This is a genomic window from Dehalobacter sp. TBBPA1, assembly GCF_040931655.1.
GTDB classification, from domain to species: domain Bacteria; phylum Bacillota; class Desulfitobacteriia; order Desulfitobacteriales; family Syntrophobotulaceae; genus Dehalobacter; species Dehalobacter restrictus.
In genome coordinates this window covers 797,938-812,604 of record NZ_CP162385.1, presented here as the reverse complement: position 1 = coordinate 812,604, position 14,667 = coordinate 797,938, and the positions used below count along the sequence as shown (strand labels likewise).

Sequence of the window (14,667 nt, the reverse complement as noted above, 5' to 3'; positions counted from 1 at the left end):
CATGGATGCGGAGCGCGGCTGTTAGCGCCATGGAGGGCGCTAGCTGCCGAAAGCGGAATTGTGACACCCAGACCAACCCTAGATACTTTAGCTGAGCGGCACGATACTCGGTATGTTGGCTTCCAGAACATGCAGCCAGGCTTCGGCCGTATCCATACTGGTAAAGCACGGTACGCCGTGTTCAACGGCACTTCTTCGGATCGCAAAACCGTCGCTGGCAATGATTCTGCCGTGTGTGGTTGTATTTAAGACACACTGGACACGTCCTTTGCGGATTTTCTCAATGATATCGTCTGATCCGGAATGAAGTTTACCAACCGTGTCAACTTCAATACCGGACTGGCAAATTGCCTTAGCCGTCCCTTCCGTGGCGATGATTCTAAAGCCAAGTTTGGCAAAACGTTTGACCAGCCGTATCCCGTCTTCCTTATCGCGGTCAGCTAGGGTTGCAAGCAGCGTGCCGTAAACCGATATCTGCATGCCGGCGGCCATCAATGCTTTCTGGAGCGCTTTTTCATAATCATAATCAATCCCCATGACTTCTCCGGTTGATTTCATTTCAGGGCCGAGAGAAGGTTCAACGAGCAGCAGCTTTGAGAAAGAGAATACCGGCGCCTTTACCGCAACCTTCTCTCCAACTGGCCACAAACCAGATTTAATACCCATGCTCCCCAGCTTCTCTCCAAGGATAACCCGGGTGGCCAATTCCACAATCGGCACGCCGGTAATCTTGCTTAAGAAAGGGACCGTACGGCTGGAGCGGGGATTGACTTCCAAAACATAGACCTGGTCTTTATAGATGACATACTGGATATTCAATAAGCCTTTGATCCGCAGGCTCCGGGCCAGCGAAATGGTTAAGTCCTCGATGATTTCTTTGATGTTGTCTGCAACCGTTTGGGGCGGATAGACCGCAATCGAATCGCCGGAATGAATGCCGGCCCGTTCCAGATGTTCCATGATTCCGGGAATGCAGACGGTTTCCCCGTCGGAAATCGCATCGACTTCGACCTCTTTGCCGAGAAGATACTGGTCGATCCAGATGCTTTGTCCCGGAAAATCCGCCAAAGCCCTTGCAAATACGCCCTGGAGTTCCTGAGGTTCATAAACAATTTGCATAGCCCTTCCTCCAAGCACATAGGAAGGACGTACAATCAGTGGATAACCGATATCCTCTGCAAGCTTTTCAGCTTCTTCCATGTTGGAAACGCATCCGCCGCGGGGCCGTCGAGCGCCCAGCTGCTGCAGAACTTCATCAAAGATTCCTCTCTCTTCTGCTCTGTCCGTGTCTTCGACCGTCGTACCAAGAATCCGGTAACCGCGTTCCGCCAGTCCTTTGCATAACCCAATCGCAGTCTGTCCGCCAAATTGGACGACGATACCCTCAGGTTTTTCTTTCTCGAGGACTGCCGTGACATCCTCAATCGTGAGCGGTTCAAAGTAAAGCCTATCGGCCGTATCAAAGTCAGTAGACACTGTTTCCGGATTATTGTTGATAATGATACTCTCAATACCTGCCTTGCGCAGCGCCTTCACAGCATGAACCGAGCAATAGTCAAACTCGATGCCCTGACCAATCCTGATCGGCCCCGATCCCAGGACGACAACTTTCCGACGGTCTGTCGGCTGGACCTCATCCTCGGCATCATAGCTCGAGTAGAAGTACGGGGTCGTCGCTTCAAACTCCCCGGCGCAGGTATCGACCATTTTAAAGACAGGCTTCAGGTTATTTTGGATCCTGAAATCATAGACCTGCTGCTCATTTGCATGCCAAAGACGGGCAATCTCGCGGTCGGAATAGCCCAGCCGCTTGCCCTTTGTTAAGGCTGTTAAATCCCAGACCTGCTGCTTTATTTCTGTGGATGTCCTGACAATCCCTTCTATTTTCTTCAAAAAGTAAGGATTCCACGCATTTAACCGATTAATTTCGTCTACAGTCCATCCCCTGCGGAAAGCTTCCGCGATCACGAAGAGCAGATTATCTTCCGGCAGGCTGCATCTTTTCCGAAGAAGTTCATCGTCGATGTACGCCATCTCTTCGAGCAGGATGCCGTAGGCTTTCGTCTCAAGAGAGCGCACCGCCTTTAAGAGGGCCGTCTCCAAATTGCGGCCCAAACCCATAACCTCTCCGGTTGCCTTCATTTGTGTACCAATCCTACGGTCGGCATCGGAGAATTTATCGAAGGGCCAGCGCGGGATCTTCACGACCACATAGTCGAGGGCAGGCTCAAAACAGGCCGAAGTCTTCCCCGTTACCGCATTCGGCAGTTCGGCCAGCGTATAGCCAATCGCTATTTTGGCAGCCACCTTGGCAATCGGGTAACCGGTCGCTTTGGAAGCCAGCGCGCTCGAACGGCTCAAACGCGGATTGACCTCAATGACACAGTATTCAAGTCTTTCCGGATGCAGCGCATATTGAACATTGCATCCCCCTTCAATACCAAGGGCAGCCACGATTTTCAGGGCCGAAGTCCGAAGTGTCTGAACTTCCTTATCCGTAAGCGTCTGACAGGGCGCCACGACAATGCTGTCACCGGTATGGACGCCGACAGGATCCATATTCTCCATATGGCAAACCGTAATACTGTTGCCGCAGCTGTCCCGCAGCACCTCATACTCAATTTCTTTCCAGCCGGCTACGCTTTTTTCGATCAGAATCTGCCCAATCATACTGGCTTTGATTCCGCTGGCGGCAATCGTTGTCAATTCATCCGCATCTTTGGCGATCCCGCCGCCGGTACCGCCCAACGTGAATGCCGGCCGAACAATCACCGGATAGCCAATTTCTTCAGCAAATTTTAACGCTTCCTGTACATCCGAAACAATCGAGCTTGCCGGGATCGGTTCCCCAATTTCGTTCATCAAATTCCGGAAAAGCTCCCTGTCCTCCGCCTTGCTGATGCTCTCCAGCGGCGTTCCCAAAAGCGTAACGCCACAGCGGTCCAGAATACCGGCTTTGGCTAGCTGGAAAGCCAGGTTCAGTCCGGTTTGGCCGCCCATAGTCGGAATGAGTCCGTCGGGTCTTTCCTTCTCAATAATTCTCTCCAAAAACTCCAGTGTCAGCGGTTCGATATATACTTTATCGGCAATTTCCTTATCCGTCATAATAGTAGCCGGATTGGAATTGACCAGAATAATTTCCACGCCTTCTTCCCTTAAAGCCCGGCAGGCCTGCGTTCCGGCATAGTCAAATTCAGCCGCCTGTCCAATCACGATGGGTCCTGAACCAATCACCATGACCTTCTGCCAATTTTGTTTTGGCATTTACATTTCCCCCCATTTAGCGTTCAGTATCTCTGCAAAGCGGTCAAATATTTCATCATTTTCCTCAGGGCCCGGTGCAGCTTCAGGATGATATTGCACAGTTAAAACCGGATATTTTTCGTGCTTCAGGCCTTCAACCGTGCCATCATTCAAATTCGCATACATGATGTTAAACCCAGTTCCTCGAAGCGATTCTTCACTGACAGCATAACCATGATTCTGAGAAGTCATGGTTACTTTGCCCGTTTCTTTGTTCTGAACAGGATGGTTCCCTCCGCGATGCCCAAACGGCAGCTTGTAGGTTGAAGCGCCCGCGGCCATTGCCATAATCTGATGACCCATACAAATGCCCATAATCGGTAATTCTGCAATCAGTTTCCCCATATTCTCAGCGATCTCCGGCAAACGGGCTGGATCTCCAGGTCCATTGCTCAGAACAAGTCCCTGTGGCCTCAACTCCATTATTTTCTGAGAGGGAGTCCCTGCAGGGAAAACATGCAGCCGGTAACCTCTTTTTTGCAGGCAGCGCAAAATATTCTTTTTGGCACCAAGATCAAGTACGGCCAACTCCGGACCGTTACCGGGAATGACATATTCTTCGTCGGATGTCGCCTGGTACACCCAATGTTTTTCAGGGTCAAAATCCTGCGGCGTGCTTTTCTGCCAGAACGCTGCGGCCTGTTCCAATTCCTCGACCATTATGCCGGGCATCGTCCCGTTGTTCCGGATATAGCGGGTTAATGCCCGGGTATCGACGCCTTTTAAGCCAGGGATATTCTGTTGCATACAGAAATCCTCCAGGCTTCCATCAGCATGCAAACTGCCTTCGCCGGCCGAGAGCTCCCGCACGATGATACCCTTAAGCAGTACCTTGTCAGCTTCGCTCTCTTCATTATGCCAGCCGTAGTTCCCGATCTGCGGGTGAGTAAATGTCAGGATTTGTCCGGCATAGGACAAATCGGTGATCATCTCCTGATATCCGCACATTGAAGTATTGAATACGACTTCCCCTTTGATCACGTGGTCTCCACCAATCCAGGGGCCAAATTTTTCTCCTTCGAAAGCTTTTCCGTCACTTAAAACCAGCCAGGCCATTATGCTTCCTCCTTATTGTCTAAAAGCTTTCTTCCAGCCATTCGTATTTTTCCGCCGACAATGGTCATTACTGGAAATCCCTGCATCTCCTGTCCCAGGAAAGGGGTATTCTGCGACTTTGTCTCCATTGTCTCCGCAGAAATCATTTCCCGGTATTCCGGGTCAAACAGAACCAAGTCGGCCTGACTCCCGGGTCGAAGCGTTCCACCCGGCAGGCCGAAACGGCGAGCCGGGTTCACCGACCATAAAGCGATGACCTGATCCGGGGTTATTTTCCCTTTTAACACCAGGTTCTGCCAGACTGCGGCTAGGACTGTTTCCAGCGCGTTGATCCCAAACGGTGCTTCGGCGAAAGGCCGGGTCTTCTCTTCCCAGGTATGCGGGGCGTGGTCTGTCGCCAGCATATCGATCGTCCCGTCCAGCAAGCCTTCCAATAGCGCAATCTGGTCTTCTGCTGAAGGAAGCGGTGGATTGACTTTATAAGAGGCATCGGTCAGGCTAACATCCTGATCCGTAAAGATCAGATGGTGCGGATTCACTTCGGCCGTTACATCCACACCCATTTTTTTTGCTTCTCTGATAATCTGCACACTTTCTTTGGTCGATACATGCGCAATATGGAGTTTCCCTCCTGTTTCAGCCGCCAGCAGCACATCCCTGGCCACCATTACGCTCTCGGCGCTGGCCGGAATTCCTCTTAAGCCGAGTCTCGCACTCATTTCACCTTTGCGCATCACACCGTGTCCGACCAGGCTGTCATCTTCACAATGACTGATGATTGGGCAGCCAGTTAGTTTGGCGTATTCCAGTGCCAGACGCATCATCTCAGCATTCTGGATTCCTTTACCGTCATCGGAAAACGCCACTGCTCCGCCGTCGAGGATATCCATCATCTCGACCAGCTCTTTGCCAAGAAAACCTTTCGTTACCGCCGCGATCGGATAGACTCTGGCCATAGCGGCGCGTTCTCCCTGCAGCCGCACAAATTCCGTTAGCGCACGGTTGTCAACAATCGGCGTTGTATTGGCCATGGCGAGTATCGAGGTAAATCCTCCTTTTATCGCAGCTCTGGAACCGCTACGGATATCTTCCTTCTCCTCTTGACCGGGTTCGCGGAGATGCACGTGCACATCAATTAGACCGGGGAACAAATATTTTCCTTCCCCCTCAACCTGTAGCACATCGTCAAGCCTCTGGGCTTCCAGCGCTTCCAGAACGTCTGCAGGCTGCAGGCTCCTGGCTGATTTCACAATAACGCCATCTTTAACCAAGACATCATTGATCCCGGACAATCTTTGGGCCGGGTCAATCACATACGCATTCTTAATCCACAACACTGCCTGTCCCTCCTATCAACAAGTAAATCAAAGCCATCCGAACGGCAACACCGTTGGTGACCTGCTCTTCAATCACAGACTGCACACTGTCAGCCAAATCACTCGTAATCTCGACACCTCTGTTCATCGGACCGGGGTGCATGATAATGGTATCTTTGCCGGTTTGTTTTAACCTTTCCAGGCTAAGACCGTATAACCTGCTGTATTCCCGGATTGACGGAAAGAGGCCGCTTTGCTGCCTTTCCAACTGAAGACGGAGAGCCATCACCGCATCGGCCCCGGGCAGTTCTTTATCCAAATCGTAAGAGGTCTTCACACCAAGGTAATTCATTTCCGATGGCAGCAGCGTCGGCGGGCCAACCAAAACGACTTCCGCACCAAGTTTTTTCAGTCCGAGGACATTGCTCCGCACAACTCTAGAGTGCAGCACATCGCCGACAATCACAATTTTCTTGCCTTGAAGTTCGCCCAGTCTTTCCTGCATCGTAAAAAAGTCCAGCAAGGCCTGAGTCGGATGGGCATGCTGGCCGTCACCGCCATTGATCACGCCGGCTGAAAGCTCGTCGGCGAGGAACTCTGCCGCCCCTGAGCTGCCATGCCTGATGACTACCAAATCAACTTTCATGGCCTGAAGGGTCTTCGCTGTATCCAGAAGGGTTTCTCCCTTACTTACACTGCTTTGGGCAACTGCAATATTTGACGTATCTGCTCCAAGGATTTTGGCTGCAGTCTCGAAGGAAGTCCTGGTCCGGGTGCTGTTTTCATAAAAAAGCATCACCACAGATTTTCCTCTGAGTGTCGGTAATTTCTTATTGGGTCTTGCTAGAATCTCTTTCATCGGAGCCGCAGTCTTCAAGATATGTTTGATTTCTTCCGCTGTCAGTATGTCCAGATCAAGCAGGTCCTTGTGCTTCCAATTCATGCGTACGCCTCCCATCAATCATTAAAAATTCCTCCAGCCAAAGGGCAGGAGGAATTGAATAATCAACTTTCTCGCTTTCCCTTGGCTATCTCTCAGGATAACATTTAAAGGGTTGGACTCAAAATGTTCGTTATGTTTTTTCCTGTAGGAATACTTCTTCACTTCCATCCGTTTCTTCCAGGCACACAGAAACAATTTCCCTGCTGGAAGTCGGAACATTTTTGCCGACATAATCGGCCCTGATCGGCAGTTCCCGGTGCCCCCGGTCTACCAAAACGGCCAGTTGGATTTTCGATGGTCTTCCAAGATCCAGCAGCGCATCGAGCGCTGCTCTGACTGTACGGCCGGTAAATAAAACGTCATCGACCAAAATGACGATTTTCCCATCTAAGCTGAATGGCACTTTGGTCTCATGCAACACAGGTTGAATATCAATCGTACTCAGGTCGTCTCTATAAAGTGTGATATCAAGCAGCCCGAGAGGAATCGATACACCCTCAAATTCTGCAATCCTTTCCTTAATGCGTTCCGCTAAAGGGACTCCCCTCGTCCTTATCCCGATCAGGGCAAGATCTTTCGTTCCCTGATTCTTCTCCAGGATTTCATGGGATATCCTGCTAATCGCTCTGCGGATCCCGTCCGCATCCATGATCCTGTTTTTTGGCGTACCTTCCATTTGAGTTCGCCTTCTTTCAAAAATAATAAAGCTGCCTGCAGGAGCAGACAGCCATACTTCACGTACAACATTTTATCTGCCTTACCTGCCTCACGGGACAATTTTAAAGGCAACTGATTCAATTTTATTATAATTTAGTTTAGTGTACTATGCACCAAATGTCAATCGCTATTCTTTAGCTTTTCCAGAACGTCCCGAAATGATTCGGGTGGATCTGCCGTAAATGTCATCTTTTCTCCGGTCCTCGGATGAATAAAACTCAGTGTCTCGGCATGAAGAACCTGCCCAGTCATGCCAAAAGGATTTTTTTTTGGCCCGTAAAGTGGGTCTCCCAGCACAGGATGTTTCAAATAGGCCATATGTACTCTGATCTGGTGGGTCCTTCCTGTATCCAACACCGCTTTGATCTCGGTAAATTGCATAAATCGTTCCAGTACATAATAGTGCGTCACCGCATTGCGGGAATTCTTAAAAACAACCGCCATTTTCTTACGATCCTTTGGATCTCTGCCAATGGGTGCATCCACAGTTCCCGACGGTTCCGACATCAGCCCGTGAACGACAGCCCTGTAGCTTCGTCCAACACTGTGCTCTTTAATCTGATGGGCAAGATGATGATGCGCGTCATCCGTTTTAGCAACGACCAACAGCCCGGAAGTATCTTTGTCGATCCGGTGAATAATTCCCGGGCGGATGACACCATTAATCCCGGAAAGGTTTTGGCAGTGATACAGCAGTGCGTTGACCAGCGTTCCGCTCCACGCACCAGGAGCAGGATGCACCACCATGCCCTGAGGTTTATTGACCACAAGAAGATCATCGTCTTCATACACAATATCCAGCGGTAATTCTTCAGGTAGAACATCCAGCTTCTGCGCAGGAGGAATACTGATCTCAACACGGTCTTCTTCCTGAACCCGGTAATTGGCCTTCCTAGACTGGCTATTGACAAGCACGCATCCTTGCTGGATAAGGTTTTGTAGATAACTTCTGCTCAGTGAGGTGCATTCCGCCAGCGCGGTATCCAGCCGCTGGCCGGGAGCTGCCTGAACAAACTGCCATTCCTCACTATCCGGCTCCTCAATAAAATGATCCTGCGTTTCTTCTTCAAAATGGTGATTCGTCATTTGTATCCTCTTTCATTCGCATCAAAAGAATAATCAACAAGATACCGCCGATGACAATCATGCTGTCGGCGATATTGAAAATATAGGGCCAGACCCTGAAATCAAGAAAATCAATCACTTTTCCGGTAAGCAATCGGTCCCAGAGATTGCCAAGCGCTCCCCCCCCGATCAGCCCCATGCTTACCCGCATAAGCTTTTGTCTCTGCGGCACTTTTCTTTGAAAATAGAACAGGGCGGCAAGAACAATTACAGAAACAGTGACCAGCGCCCACTTTTGGCCCTGCAGCATGCCAAAGGCCGCACCGGGATTCAAAATATAGGTCAGATGGAAAAAGCCCGGGATTACGGCCTGGCTTTCTCCCAGCATCATATTACTTTGAACGGCCCATTTACTGAGACGGTCTAAGACTAAGACAATGATCAGTGTTACCCAGGTATATAAGAATGGCAAAAGGTTACCCTCCATCTAATGAATCATTAATCCTCAATGATTACCGTTCCGGTATCTCCGTTTTTAAGCCCCAGCGCATTCGCTTCATCGGTATCAATGTGCAGATCCAATGCATAGGTTGATTTTACTCTGACCAAAACGTTATGAAGAATGCCGCCACGAGGTCCTTCAAAAAGCACTTTCACCATATCCTTATCCTTGATGCCATACTGCAGCGCATCGTCTTCACTGGCATGGATATGACGCATCGCAGCAATGACTCCGCGTTCCAGACTTACTTTTTTATCTCCGACTGCTATATCAATACCGGGTGTCCCTTCGGTATTGCCGGAATCTCTTGCCGAAATGTTTAATCCCAGTTTAATCGCATCTGTCACAGCAAGCTCCACCTGGGTCTCATCCCGGGTAGGTCCCAGAACCCGAACCCCTTCCAGTTTCCCTTTGGGGCCGATCAGCGTTACGGTTTCTTCAGCCGCAAACTGTCCAGGCTGACTTAAGTCTTTCTTTATGGTAAGTATACTGTTTTCGCCAAAAAGCTGTTTCATATGTTCCTCAGAAAGATGAAGATGTCGATTGGATATTCCAACCGGAACAGAAAATGTACGCATGACGTTCACTCCTCCATATTTGTTTGCATGATTGCTCCATGGTCCATACTCGCAACAACTGCTTATCAAAAGCTTTCCGACATAAATGACCGCAATACTTTCATGTTTCTATTATAAACCAGATAGCTGCAGATATCCTGCATTCCGTACGTTTAAGATTCAAAAAACCTCTTTGTCTTCAAAGATTCCGATCCCCGGCAGATCTGGTAATGGGAATACTAGAATTATTTTACCATACGAAGTCAAACCCCGCGACGGACCAGGAAGTGTAAAGGCGTTTAAATGGCCTTCACGGTGTAGAATCCATCATGGATAAAGGGCATTCGGTTGAGAATACGGAAAACTCGTCTCAGGACGAGTTTTCTATTTGCGATATTCAATATCTCGCCGCATTTGCTGGACGTTTCTTCTGTTCTAGATAATGAGCTTGGCAATAAGCGCATAAAGCGGCGCAAGAACCACACTTTTAATCAGCACGATGGCCAGGACAGCAAAAAAAGGGGCAAAATCCACCATCATTGCCTGGTTGCCAAACCGTATTTTTCGAAAAGGCCTTAAAAGTGGTTCAGTGATATCGTAAATAATCCGAATATATTGATTACTTGGCGAATGAGGTATCCAAGATAAAATACAGCGTATGATTACAAGCCATTCCAGGATCAGAAGGACCTTGTCGATAATTGCGTAACTCCAATAAAGAATCGTAATTCTGATTACCCCCCCAAGATTAATGCCGATGGTGAATGTTCCGGTTAATTGTTGATTTTAGGCCAGAGGATATCCCGTTCGGTCGTTTTGTAATTCAGCTCGCCACTAATGTCCACATTATTGGGGACAAACAGGAAAATACCATTGCCAACCTTCTGCATATTTCCACCTAAAGCATAGGTCGTACCGCTGATAAAATCAACGATCCGCTGGGACAGATGACCGTCGGTCCGTTCCAGGTTCAGAATAACTGATTTGCGGGCTTTAAGATGCTCGGCAATTCCCTGGGCTTCCTCAAAAGAAACCGGCTCTACGACGATGACCCTTACCTGCTTTTGGGTATGAATGCTGACCACAGAAGCTTGTTTTCTTTTCAGGGCATTGTCTTTGTATGTTTCCCTGCTGAAGGATTCGCTCGGAGCTGATTCTCTGAGCGCACTATCTCTAAAACTGCTGTTTCTGGACTTCTCCGCTCTTCCGGAATACTCTTCTTCTAATTCTTCAGGTTCGAAATCGTCCTCATCGTCCCCAAAACCCATAATACCTATAAATTTGTCAAGTATCTTTGCCATTTTCATCCTCCATGATTTTTAATTTTTTATAAGTTTTATGTAAAATATGTTAATTCCTGTGCCCGAAAATCGTACTTCCGACCCGGACAATCGTTGCGCCCTCTTCAACCGCAATTTCATAATCCTGGCTCATCCCCATCGACAAGTGGGGAAGACCTTCAGGCCCTCCGAGACCTTTCGTCAGTAAATCGTCTCGGACCTCCCTGAGTTTCCGGAAATACTCTCTTGTTTCTCCGGGTCCGGCATCAAGGGCACCAATCGTCATCAGCCCATGAACTGTCACATAGGGAAAGTCGTGCACGCTATCCATAAAGTCCCGAAGTTCTTCAATCTCGAGACCGGCTTTGGCCTCATCCCTCGCAACATTGACCTGGACAAGCGTCTTCCATCGAATCTGACGTTTTTCCCCTTCCAGATTCAGCTTCTCCAGCAGAGCAAAGCGGTCCAGCGAATGAATCAAGGCGATGCTATCGTCTAGGTATTTTACCTTGTTCGTCTGCAGACGGCCAATGAGATGCCACTGGCAATCCTGCGGCAACAAGAGGTGCTTGGCCTGCCACTCCTGCACTTTATTTTCCCCGAAAGCCCTTAAACCCGCCCTGTATGCCTCCATGATCCTGTCTTCAGGCACTGTCTTGGATACGGCCAGAAGTGCGATATCCTTCGGGCTGCGGCCTGCTCTCGCAGCGGCTGCCGCAATTTTTTGCTGTACTTCCGAAATGTTATTGATGATACTCATTGGACTCCTGCCGCCTGTGTTGGCGTATGATCATTTATATGTTCTACATTTTCCTTGATTTCCCTGCTTTTTATGCAGGAAATGGCTGAATTTATTGACATTTTTAAAATTAGGACTTTACATACATGCCTTCAATGCCTTCTCTCGGATTAACGACGACCTGGACACCCTCCGGAAGGCCTTCGACACAGACTAAATTCTCGTTGCTGTCCTTGACGATGACACCCTGGTAGCGGATCACGCCATCCTCCAGGACATAGACCCCTTTCTCCTCACCGGAAGTGCACAAGGCACTGGCCGGAACGACCAAACCTTTGGTCGGGGACTTGAATCTCCAAGCAATTTCGCGTATCCTATTCTCCTCAGTCCCTTGTACATATTGACTAAAGCGGATGACTGCTCCTCCGGGCTGCGCCGAAAGTTTCATGACCGTACCATAGTATTCTTCGTCATCAATCACAAACGCAACGACATCTCCAACTGCCAGGGAATCCTGGATTCCCAAATACACAAACACCCAGCTCGGATAAAGGTTGTTCACCATCTTGCCGATTGGGGAATGCAGACTGACTATGGTATTCTGACTGTTATCTGCGGGCTGACTGTTCTCCTTGGTGTTCTCCTGGGCAGTCTCTGTCTGCTCTGTTTCTGTTCCGTTATTTTGCGTCTGGGCCAATAATCTGTCCAGATCCATATTCATCAAATTTTCCGGTGTCATGATCTGTTCCAGCCCGTCCCGCTGCGAATAAAACAGGCCCGAAACCGGCGCACTTATCCATATTCCTGAGTCGGATTGTTCATGTCCTACTCCGGCAGGGATCACCCGGGCTACTGACTCACCTTTTTTAAATCTTTTTCCTTCCTCGCCAACCAGTACAACGGTTCCTTCAGCCGGTGCCGTCAATACGGTTTCCGTATTGGCAAATACGGCCTTCACCGTTTTCTCGTGTTGTACAAGGCCCTGATGAACAGTCTCAAACGAAAGTGAGCCCGCAATCCACGATGACCGGTAATCCCAAAGGAATAGACCAATGATAGATAAAACCAATATCATAAAAAATACATTAAATCTTTTTCTGGTTTTTTTAGCCATTATCATTCCTCTTAAAAACAGTACTTATGAGAATCCGATATAAGCGGCCATCCTGCCGGTTATCCCTTCTCTCCTGTAAGAAAAGAATTCTCCGGCATGACAAGATGTGCACATTTGAGCGGTCAATATATTCTCTGCGCGAATTCCGGCGGAGATCAACAACTGACGGTTTGCTTCCTGTAAATCGAGACGGTACTCACCCGGTGCTGTTTCTGAAAGCACGGAAGGTTCATTCCATTTTTCTCGAAATATTGAAGCGACAGAATCTCCAACAGCATAACAGCAGGGTCCGATGCAGGGGCCGATCGCGGCCAAACATTCTTCCGCATCAGCTCCGGCTTGAATCATCCCGTTCACCATTTCTTGGACGATATTGGCTGCCGTTCCTCTCCAGCCGGCATGCGCAAGCCCGATGATTCTGCTGCGCGGATGAAAAAAGAAAATAGGCACACAATCCGCATAAAAAGTTAGCAGCCCTACGTCCTGCGCTGTCAGCATTCCATCGCAGGAAGGCAACGCCGATACCAAATCCCGCATACCCCTGCCCCGGTCCTTTTCTGTTACAAACCGTACAGCAGTGCCGTGAACCTGTTCAGCGGCAACACAGTCTTCCAGCGACCGCCCTATTCCGGCCAGAAACATCCGTCTGTTATGTATAACATCATCAATCGTATCACCGACATGCAAAGCCAGATTCAAAGAGGAATAAGGCGGGCTGCCGACGCCCCCGTCCCTGGTCGAGAATACGGCGGTTACTCCGTGAACGGACCATCTGGGAATTGTCAGGTAAGCCAGTCCGCTGACCGTTTGTTTTTTCCATGCCATATGATTATACCTCATTGCAGCCAAACCTTAAATCATTTCTATTGATTATATCGAAAAAAACCTTTGAATACAGCTCTTTTACAATGCTTAATAGTTGATATTGATTAAATCCCTGCCGTCGACCAGGATTACATCAATACCGATCTTGATCACTTTTTCCCAAGGAACAAACACGTCACCCGTCCTCCCGTTGCCAAAGAAGCCTTTCGCCCGGGAGGAAGCCATGATAATGATGCCTTTCACAACCCCTTTTTCCAAATCCAGATCAAGGTCGATGACTGGCCCTAAGCGCCGCCCGTCCTCTATGTTGATAATATCGAGTACCCTCAATTCAGAGACTCTCATGGCAAAGCCCCTCCTCTCACTTACTATCATATGAGGAGGGGGTGCAATCATGACACTTTAAAAGCAGCGAGATGTTTTGATAAGATATTTTTAGGCCAATGCCTATTTGGGACTCAGACATGCTTGCGCATATACTTCAAAGCGGCTTTCTCAAGGCGTGAGACCTGTGCCTGGGATATCCCAATTTCTTCGGCCACTTCCATCTGGGTTTTGCCCTGGAAGAAGCGCAGCGAGATAATCTTCTTTTCCCTTTCTCCGAGTTTGCCCATACCTTCCTTGATCGCAATTGATTCCAGCCAAAGTTTGTCCGACTGTTTGTCATCACCGATCTGATCCATGACAAAAATCGGATCGCCGCCGTCATGATAGATCGGTTCAAAGAGAGATACGGGTTCCTGAATTGCATCGAGCGCAAAAATAACATCTTCATGGGAGATTTCCAGTCTCTCGGCAATCTCATTGATTGTTGGCTCCCGCGAGCACTCCGATGCCAACTTGTCCCGAACCTGCAGGGCTTTATAGGCGATATCCCGTAAAGATCTGCTGACTCTGATCGGATTGTTATCCCTTAAATAGCGCCGTATCTCCCCAATAATCATGGGGACAGCGTAGGTAGAAAACTTGACATTCTGACCAAGATCAAAATTGTCGATCGCCTTCATCAGGCCGATACAGCCTACCTGAAAAAGGTCGTCCACATGCTCCCCTCTATTGCTGAACCGCTGAATCACGCTGAGTACCAGGCGAAGATTTCCCCGGACCAGCTGTTCGCGGGCCGACTTGTCCCCGGCCTGAAATTTCAAGAACAGTTCTTTCATCTTGGCACCACTTAAGACGGGCAGTTTGGACGTATTCACTCCGCAGATCTCAACCTTGTTTAAGACCATTAAAATACCCTCCAGATG

At 49.0% G+C, this 14,667-nt stretch carries 15 protein-coding genes; all 15 read right to left on the bottom strand.

Features of this window, described 5'->3' with window-relative positions; translation table 11 throughout:
- Window positions 1-87 precede the first annotated feature (87 nt).
- Window positions 88-3,264 carry a carbamoyl-phosphate synthase large subunit gene (gene carB / locus AB3489_RS04010; protein WP_368294045.1) on the bottom strand — a complete coding sequence of 1,059 codons (3,177 nt, stop codon included), beginning with the start codon at window positions 3,262-3,264 and terminating at the stop codon, window positions 88-90.
- Window positions 3,265-4,359, bottom strand: a complete 1,095-nt coding sequence (locus AB3489_RS04005) for a carbamoyl phosphate synthase small subunit (protein ID WP_368294043.1) — start codon at window positions 4,357-4,359, stop codon at window positions 3,265-3,267.
- On the bottom strand, window positions 4,359-5,696 hold the full coding sequence (locus tag AB3489_RS04000) for a dihydroorotase (RefSeq protein ID WP_368294042.1): 1,338 nt from the start codon (window positions 5,694-5,696) through the stop codon (window positions 4,359-4,361). The genes AB3489_RS04005 and AB3489_RS04000 overlap by 1 nt, the downstream gene beginning before the upstream one ends.
- Complete coding sequence (locus AB3489_RS03995) at window positions 5,683-6,618, bottom strand: aspartate carbamoyltransferase catalytic subunit (protein WP_368294041.1); 936 nt, start codon at window positions 6,616-6,618, stop codon at window positions 5,683-5,685. Before AB3489_RS03995 ends, AB3489_RS04000 begins: the two co-directional genes overlap by 14 nt.
- A 130-nt stretch (window positions 6,619-6,748) precedes the next feature.
- The gene (pyrR, locus tag AB3489_RS03990; protein ID WP_368294040.1) at window positions 6,749-7,294 is read right to left on the bottom strand and encodes a bifunctional pyr operon transcriptional regulator/uracil phosphoribosyltransferase PyrR; all 546 of its coding nucleotides are present in this window, start codon (window positions 7,292-7,294) and stop codon (window positions 6,749-6,751) included.
- A gap of 161 nt (window positions 7,295-7,455) precedes the next feature.
- Window positions 7,456-8,421, bottom strand: a complete 966-nt coding sequence (locus AB3489_RS03985; RefSeq protein ID WP_368294039.1) for an RluA family pseudouridine synthase — start codon at window positions 8,419-8,421, stop codon at window positions 7,456-7,458.
- Complete coding sequence (gene lspA, locus AB3489_RS03980) at window positions 8,402-8,872, bottom strand: signal peptidase II (RefSeq protein ID WP_368294038.1); 471 nt, start codon at window positions 8,870-8,872, stop codon at window positions 8,402-8,404. Before lspA ends, AB3489_RS03985 begins: the two co-directional genes overlap by 20 nt.
- A gap of 26 nt (window positions 8,873-8,898) precedes the next feature.
- Window positions 8,899-9,480, bottom strand: a complete 582-nt coding sequence (gene pduL / locus AB3489_RS03975; RefSeq protein WP_368294037.1) for a phosphate propanoyltransferase — start codon at window positions 9,478-9,480, stop codon at window positions 8,899-8,901.
- Window positions 9,481-9,894: 414 nt separating this feature from the next.
- Window positions 9,895-10,137 carry a YggT family protein gene (locus tag AB3489_RS03970; protein WP_368294579.1) on the bottom strand — a complete coding sequence of 81 codons (243 nt, stop codon included), beginning with the start codon at window positions 10,135-10,137 and terminating at the stop codon, window positions 9,895-9,897.
- 95 nt (window positions 10,138-10,232) lie between these two features.
- Window positions 10,233-10,760, bottom strand: coding sequence for a cell division protein SepF (locus tag AB3489_RS03965; RefSeq protein WP_368294036.1), 528 nt, complete (start codon window positions 10,758-10,760; stop codon window positions 10,233-10,235).
- Window positions 10,761-10,809: 49 nt separating this feature from the next.
- Window positions 10,810-11,499, bottom strand: a complete 690-nt coding sequence (locus AB3489_RS03960; protein WP_368294035.1) for a YggS family pyridoxal phosphate-dependent enzyme — start codon at window positions 11,497-11,499, stop codon at window positions 10,810-10,812.
- A 109-nt stretch (window positions 11,500-11,608) separates the two neighbouring features.
- Entirely contained in the window at window positions 11,609-12,592 is a 984-nt protein-coding gene (locus AB3489_RS03955) for an HlyD family efflux transporter periplasmic adaptor subunit (RefSeq protein WP_368294034.1), read from the bottom strand.
- A gap of 24 nt (window positions 12,593-12,616) precedes the next feature.
- A complete protein-coding gene (gene pgeF, locus AB3489_RS03950) occupies window positions 12,617-13,417 on the bottom strand; it encodes a peptidoglycan editing factor PgeF (RefSeq protein WP_368294033.1) in 801 nt (266 codons plus the stop codon).
- A gap of 87 nt (window positions 13,418-13,504) precedes the next feature.
- Window positions 13,505-13,762, bottom strand: a complete 258-nt coding sequence (locus AB3489_RS03945) for a YlmC/YmxH family sporulation protein (RefSeq protein WP_368294032.1) — start codon at window positions 13,760-13,762, stop codon at window positions 13,505-13,507.
- Window positions 13,763-13,875: 113 nt separating this feature from the next.
- Window positions 13,876-14,649, bottom strand: coding sequence for an RNA polymerase sporulation sigma factor SigG (gene sigG, locus AB3489_RS03940; RefSeq protein WP_368294031.1), 774 nt, complete (start codon window positions 14,647-14,649; stop codon window positions 13,876-13,878).
- Between the last annotated feature and the right edge of the window lie 18 nt (window positions 14,650-14,667).

Bases quoted from the DNA above. Each gene is read 5' to 3' on its own strand.
- AB3489_RS03985 (WP_368294039.1), bottom strand. From the start codon at position 8,421: ATGACGAATCACCATTTTGAAGAAGAAACGCAGGATCATTTTATTGAG.
- pgeF (WP_368294033.1), bottom strand. From the start codon at position 13,417: ATGGCATGGAAAAAACAAACGGTCAGCGGACTGGCTTACCTGACAATT.
- AB3489_RS03955 (WP_368294034.1), bottom strand. From the start codon at position 12,592: ATGGCTAAAAAAACCAGAAAAAGATTTAATGTATTTTTTATGATATTG.
- carB (WP_368294045.1), bottom strand. From the start codon at position 3,264: ATGCCAAAACAAAATTGGCAGAAGGTCATGGTGATTGGTTCAGGACCC.
- AB3489_RS03965 (WP_368294036.1), bottom strand. From the start codon at position 10,760: ATGGCAAAGATACTTGACAAATTTATAGGTATTATGGGTTTTGGGGAC.
- AB3489_RS03995 (WP_368294041.1), bottom strand. From the start codon at position 6,618: ATGAATTGGAAGCACAAGGACCTGCTTGATCTGGACATACTGACAGCG.
- pduL (WP_368294037.1), bottom strand. From the start codon at position 9,480: ATGCGTACATTTTCTGTTCCGGTTGGAATATCCAATCGACATCTTCAT.
- sigG (WP_368294031.1), bottom strand. From the start codon at position 14,649: ATGGTCTTAAACAAGGTTGAGATCTGCGGAGTGAATACGTCCAAACTG.
- AB3489_RS03945 (WP_368294032.1), bottom strand. From the start codon at position 13,762: ATGAGAGTCTCTGAATTGAGGGTACTCGATATTATCAACATAGAGGAC.
- AB3489_RS04005 (WP_368294043.1), bottom strand. From the start codon at position 4,359: ATGGCCTGGCTGGTTTTAAGTGACGGAAAAGCTTTCGAAGGAGAAAAA.
- AB3489_RS03960 (WP_368294035.1), bottom strand. From the start codon at position 11,499: ATGAGTATCATCAATAACATTTCGGAAGTACAGCAAAAAATTGCGGCA.
- pyrR (WP_368294040.1), bottom strand. From the start codon at position 7,294: ATGGAAGGTACGCCAAAAAACAGGATCATGGATGCGGACGGGATCCGC.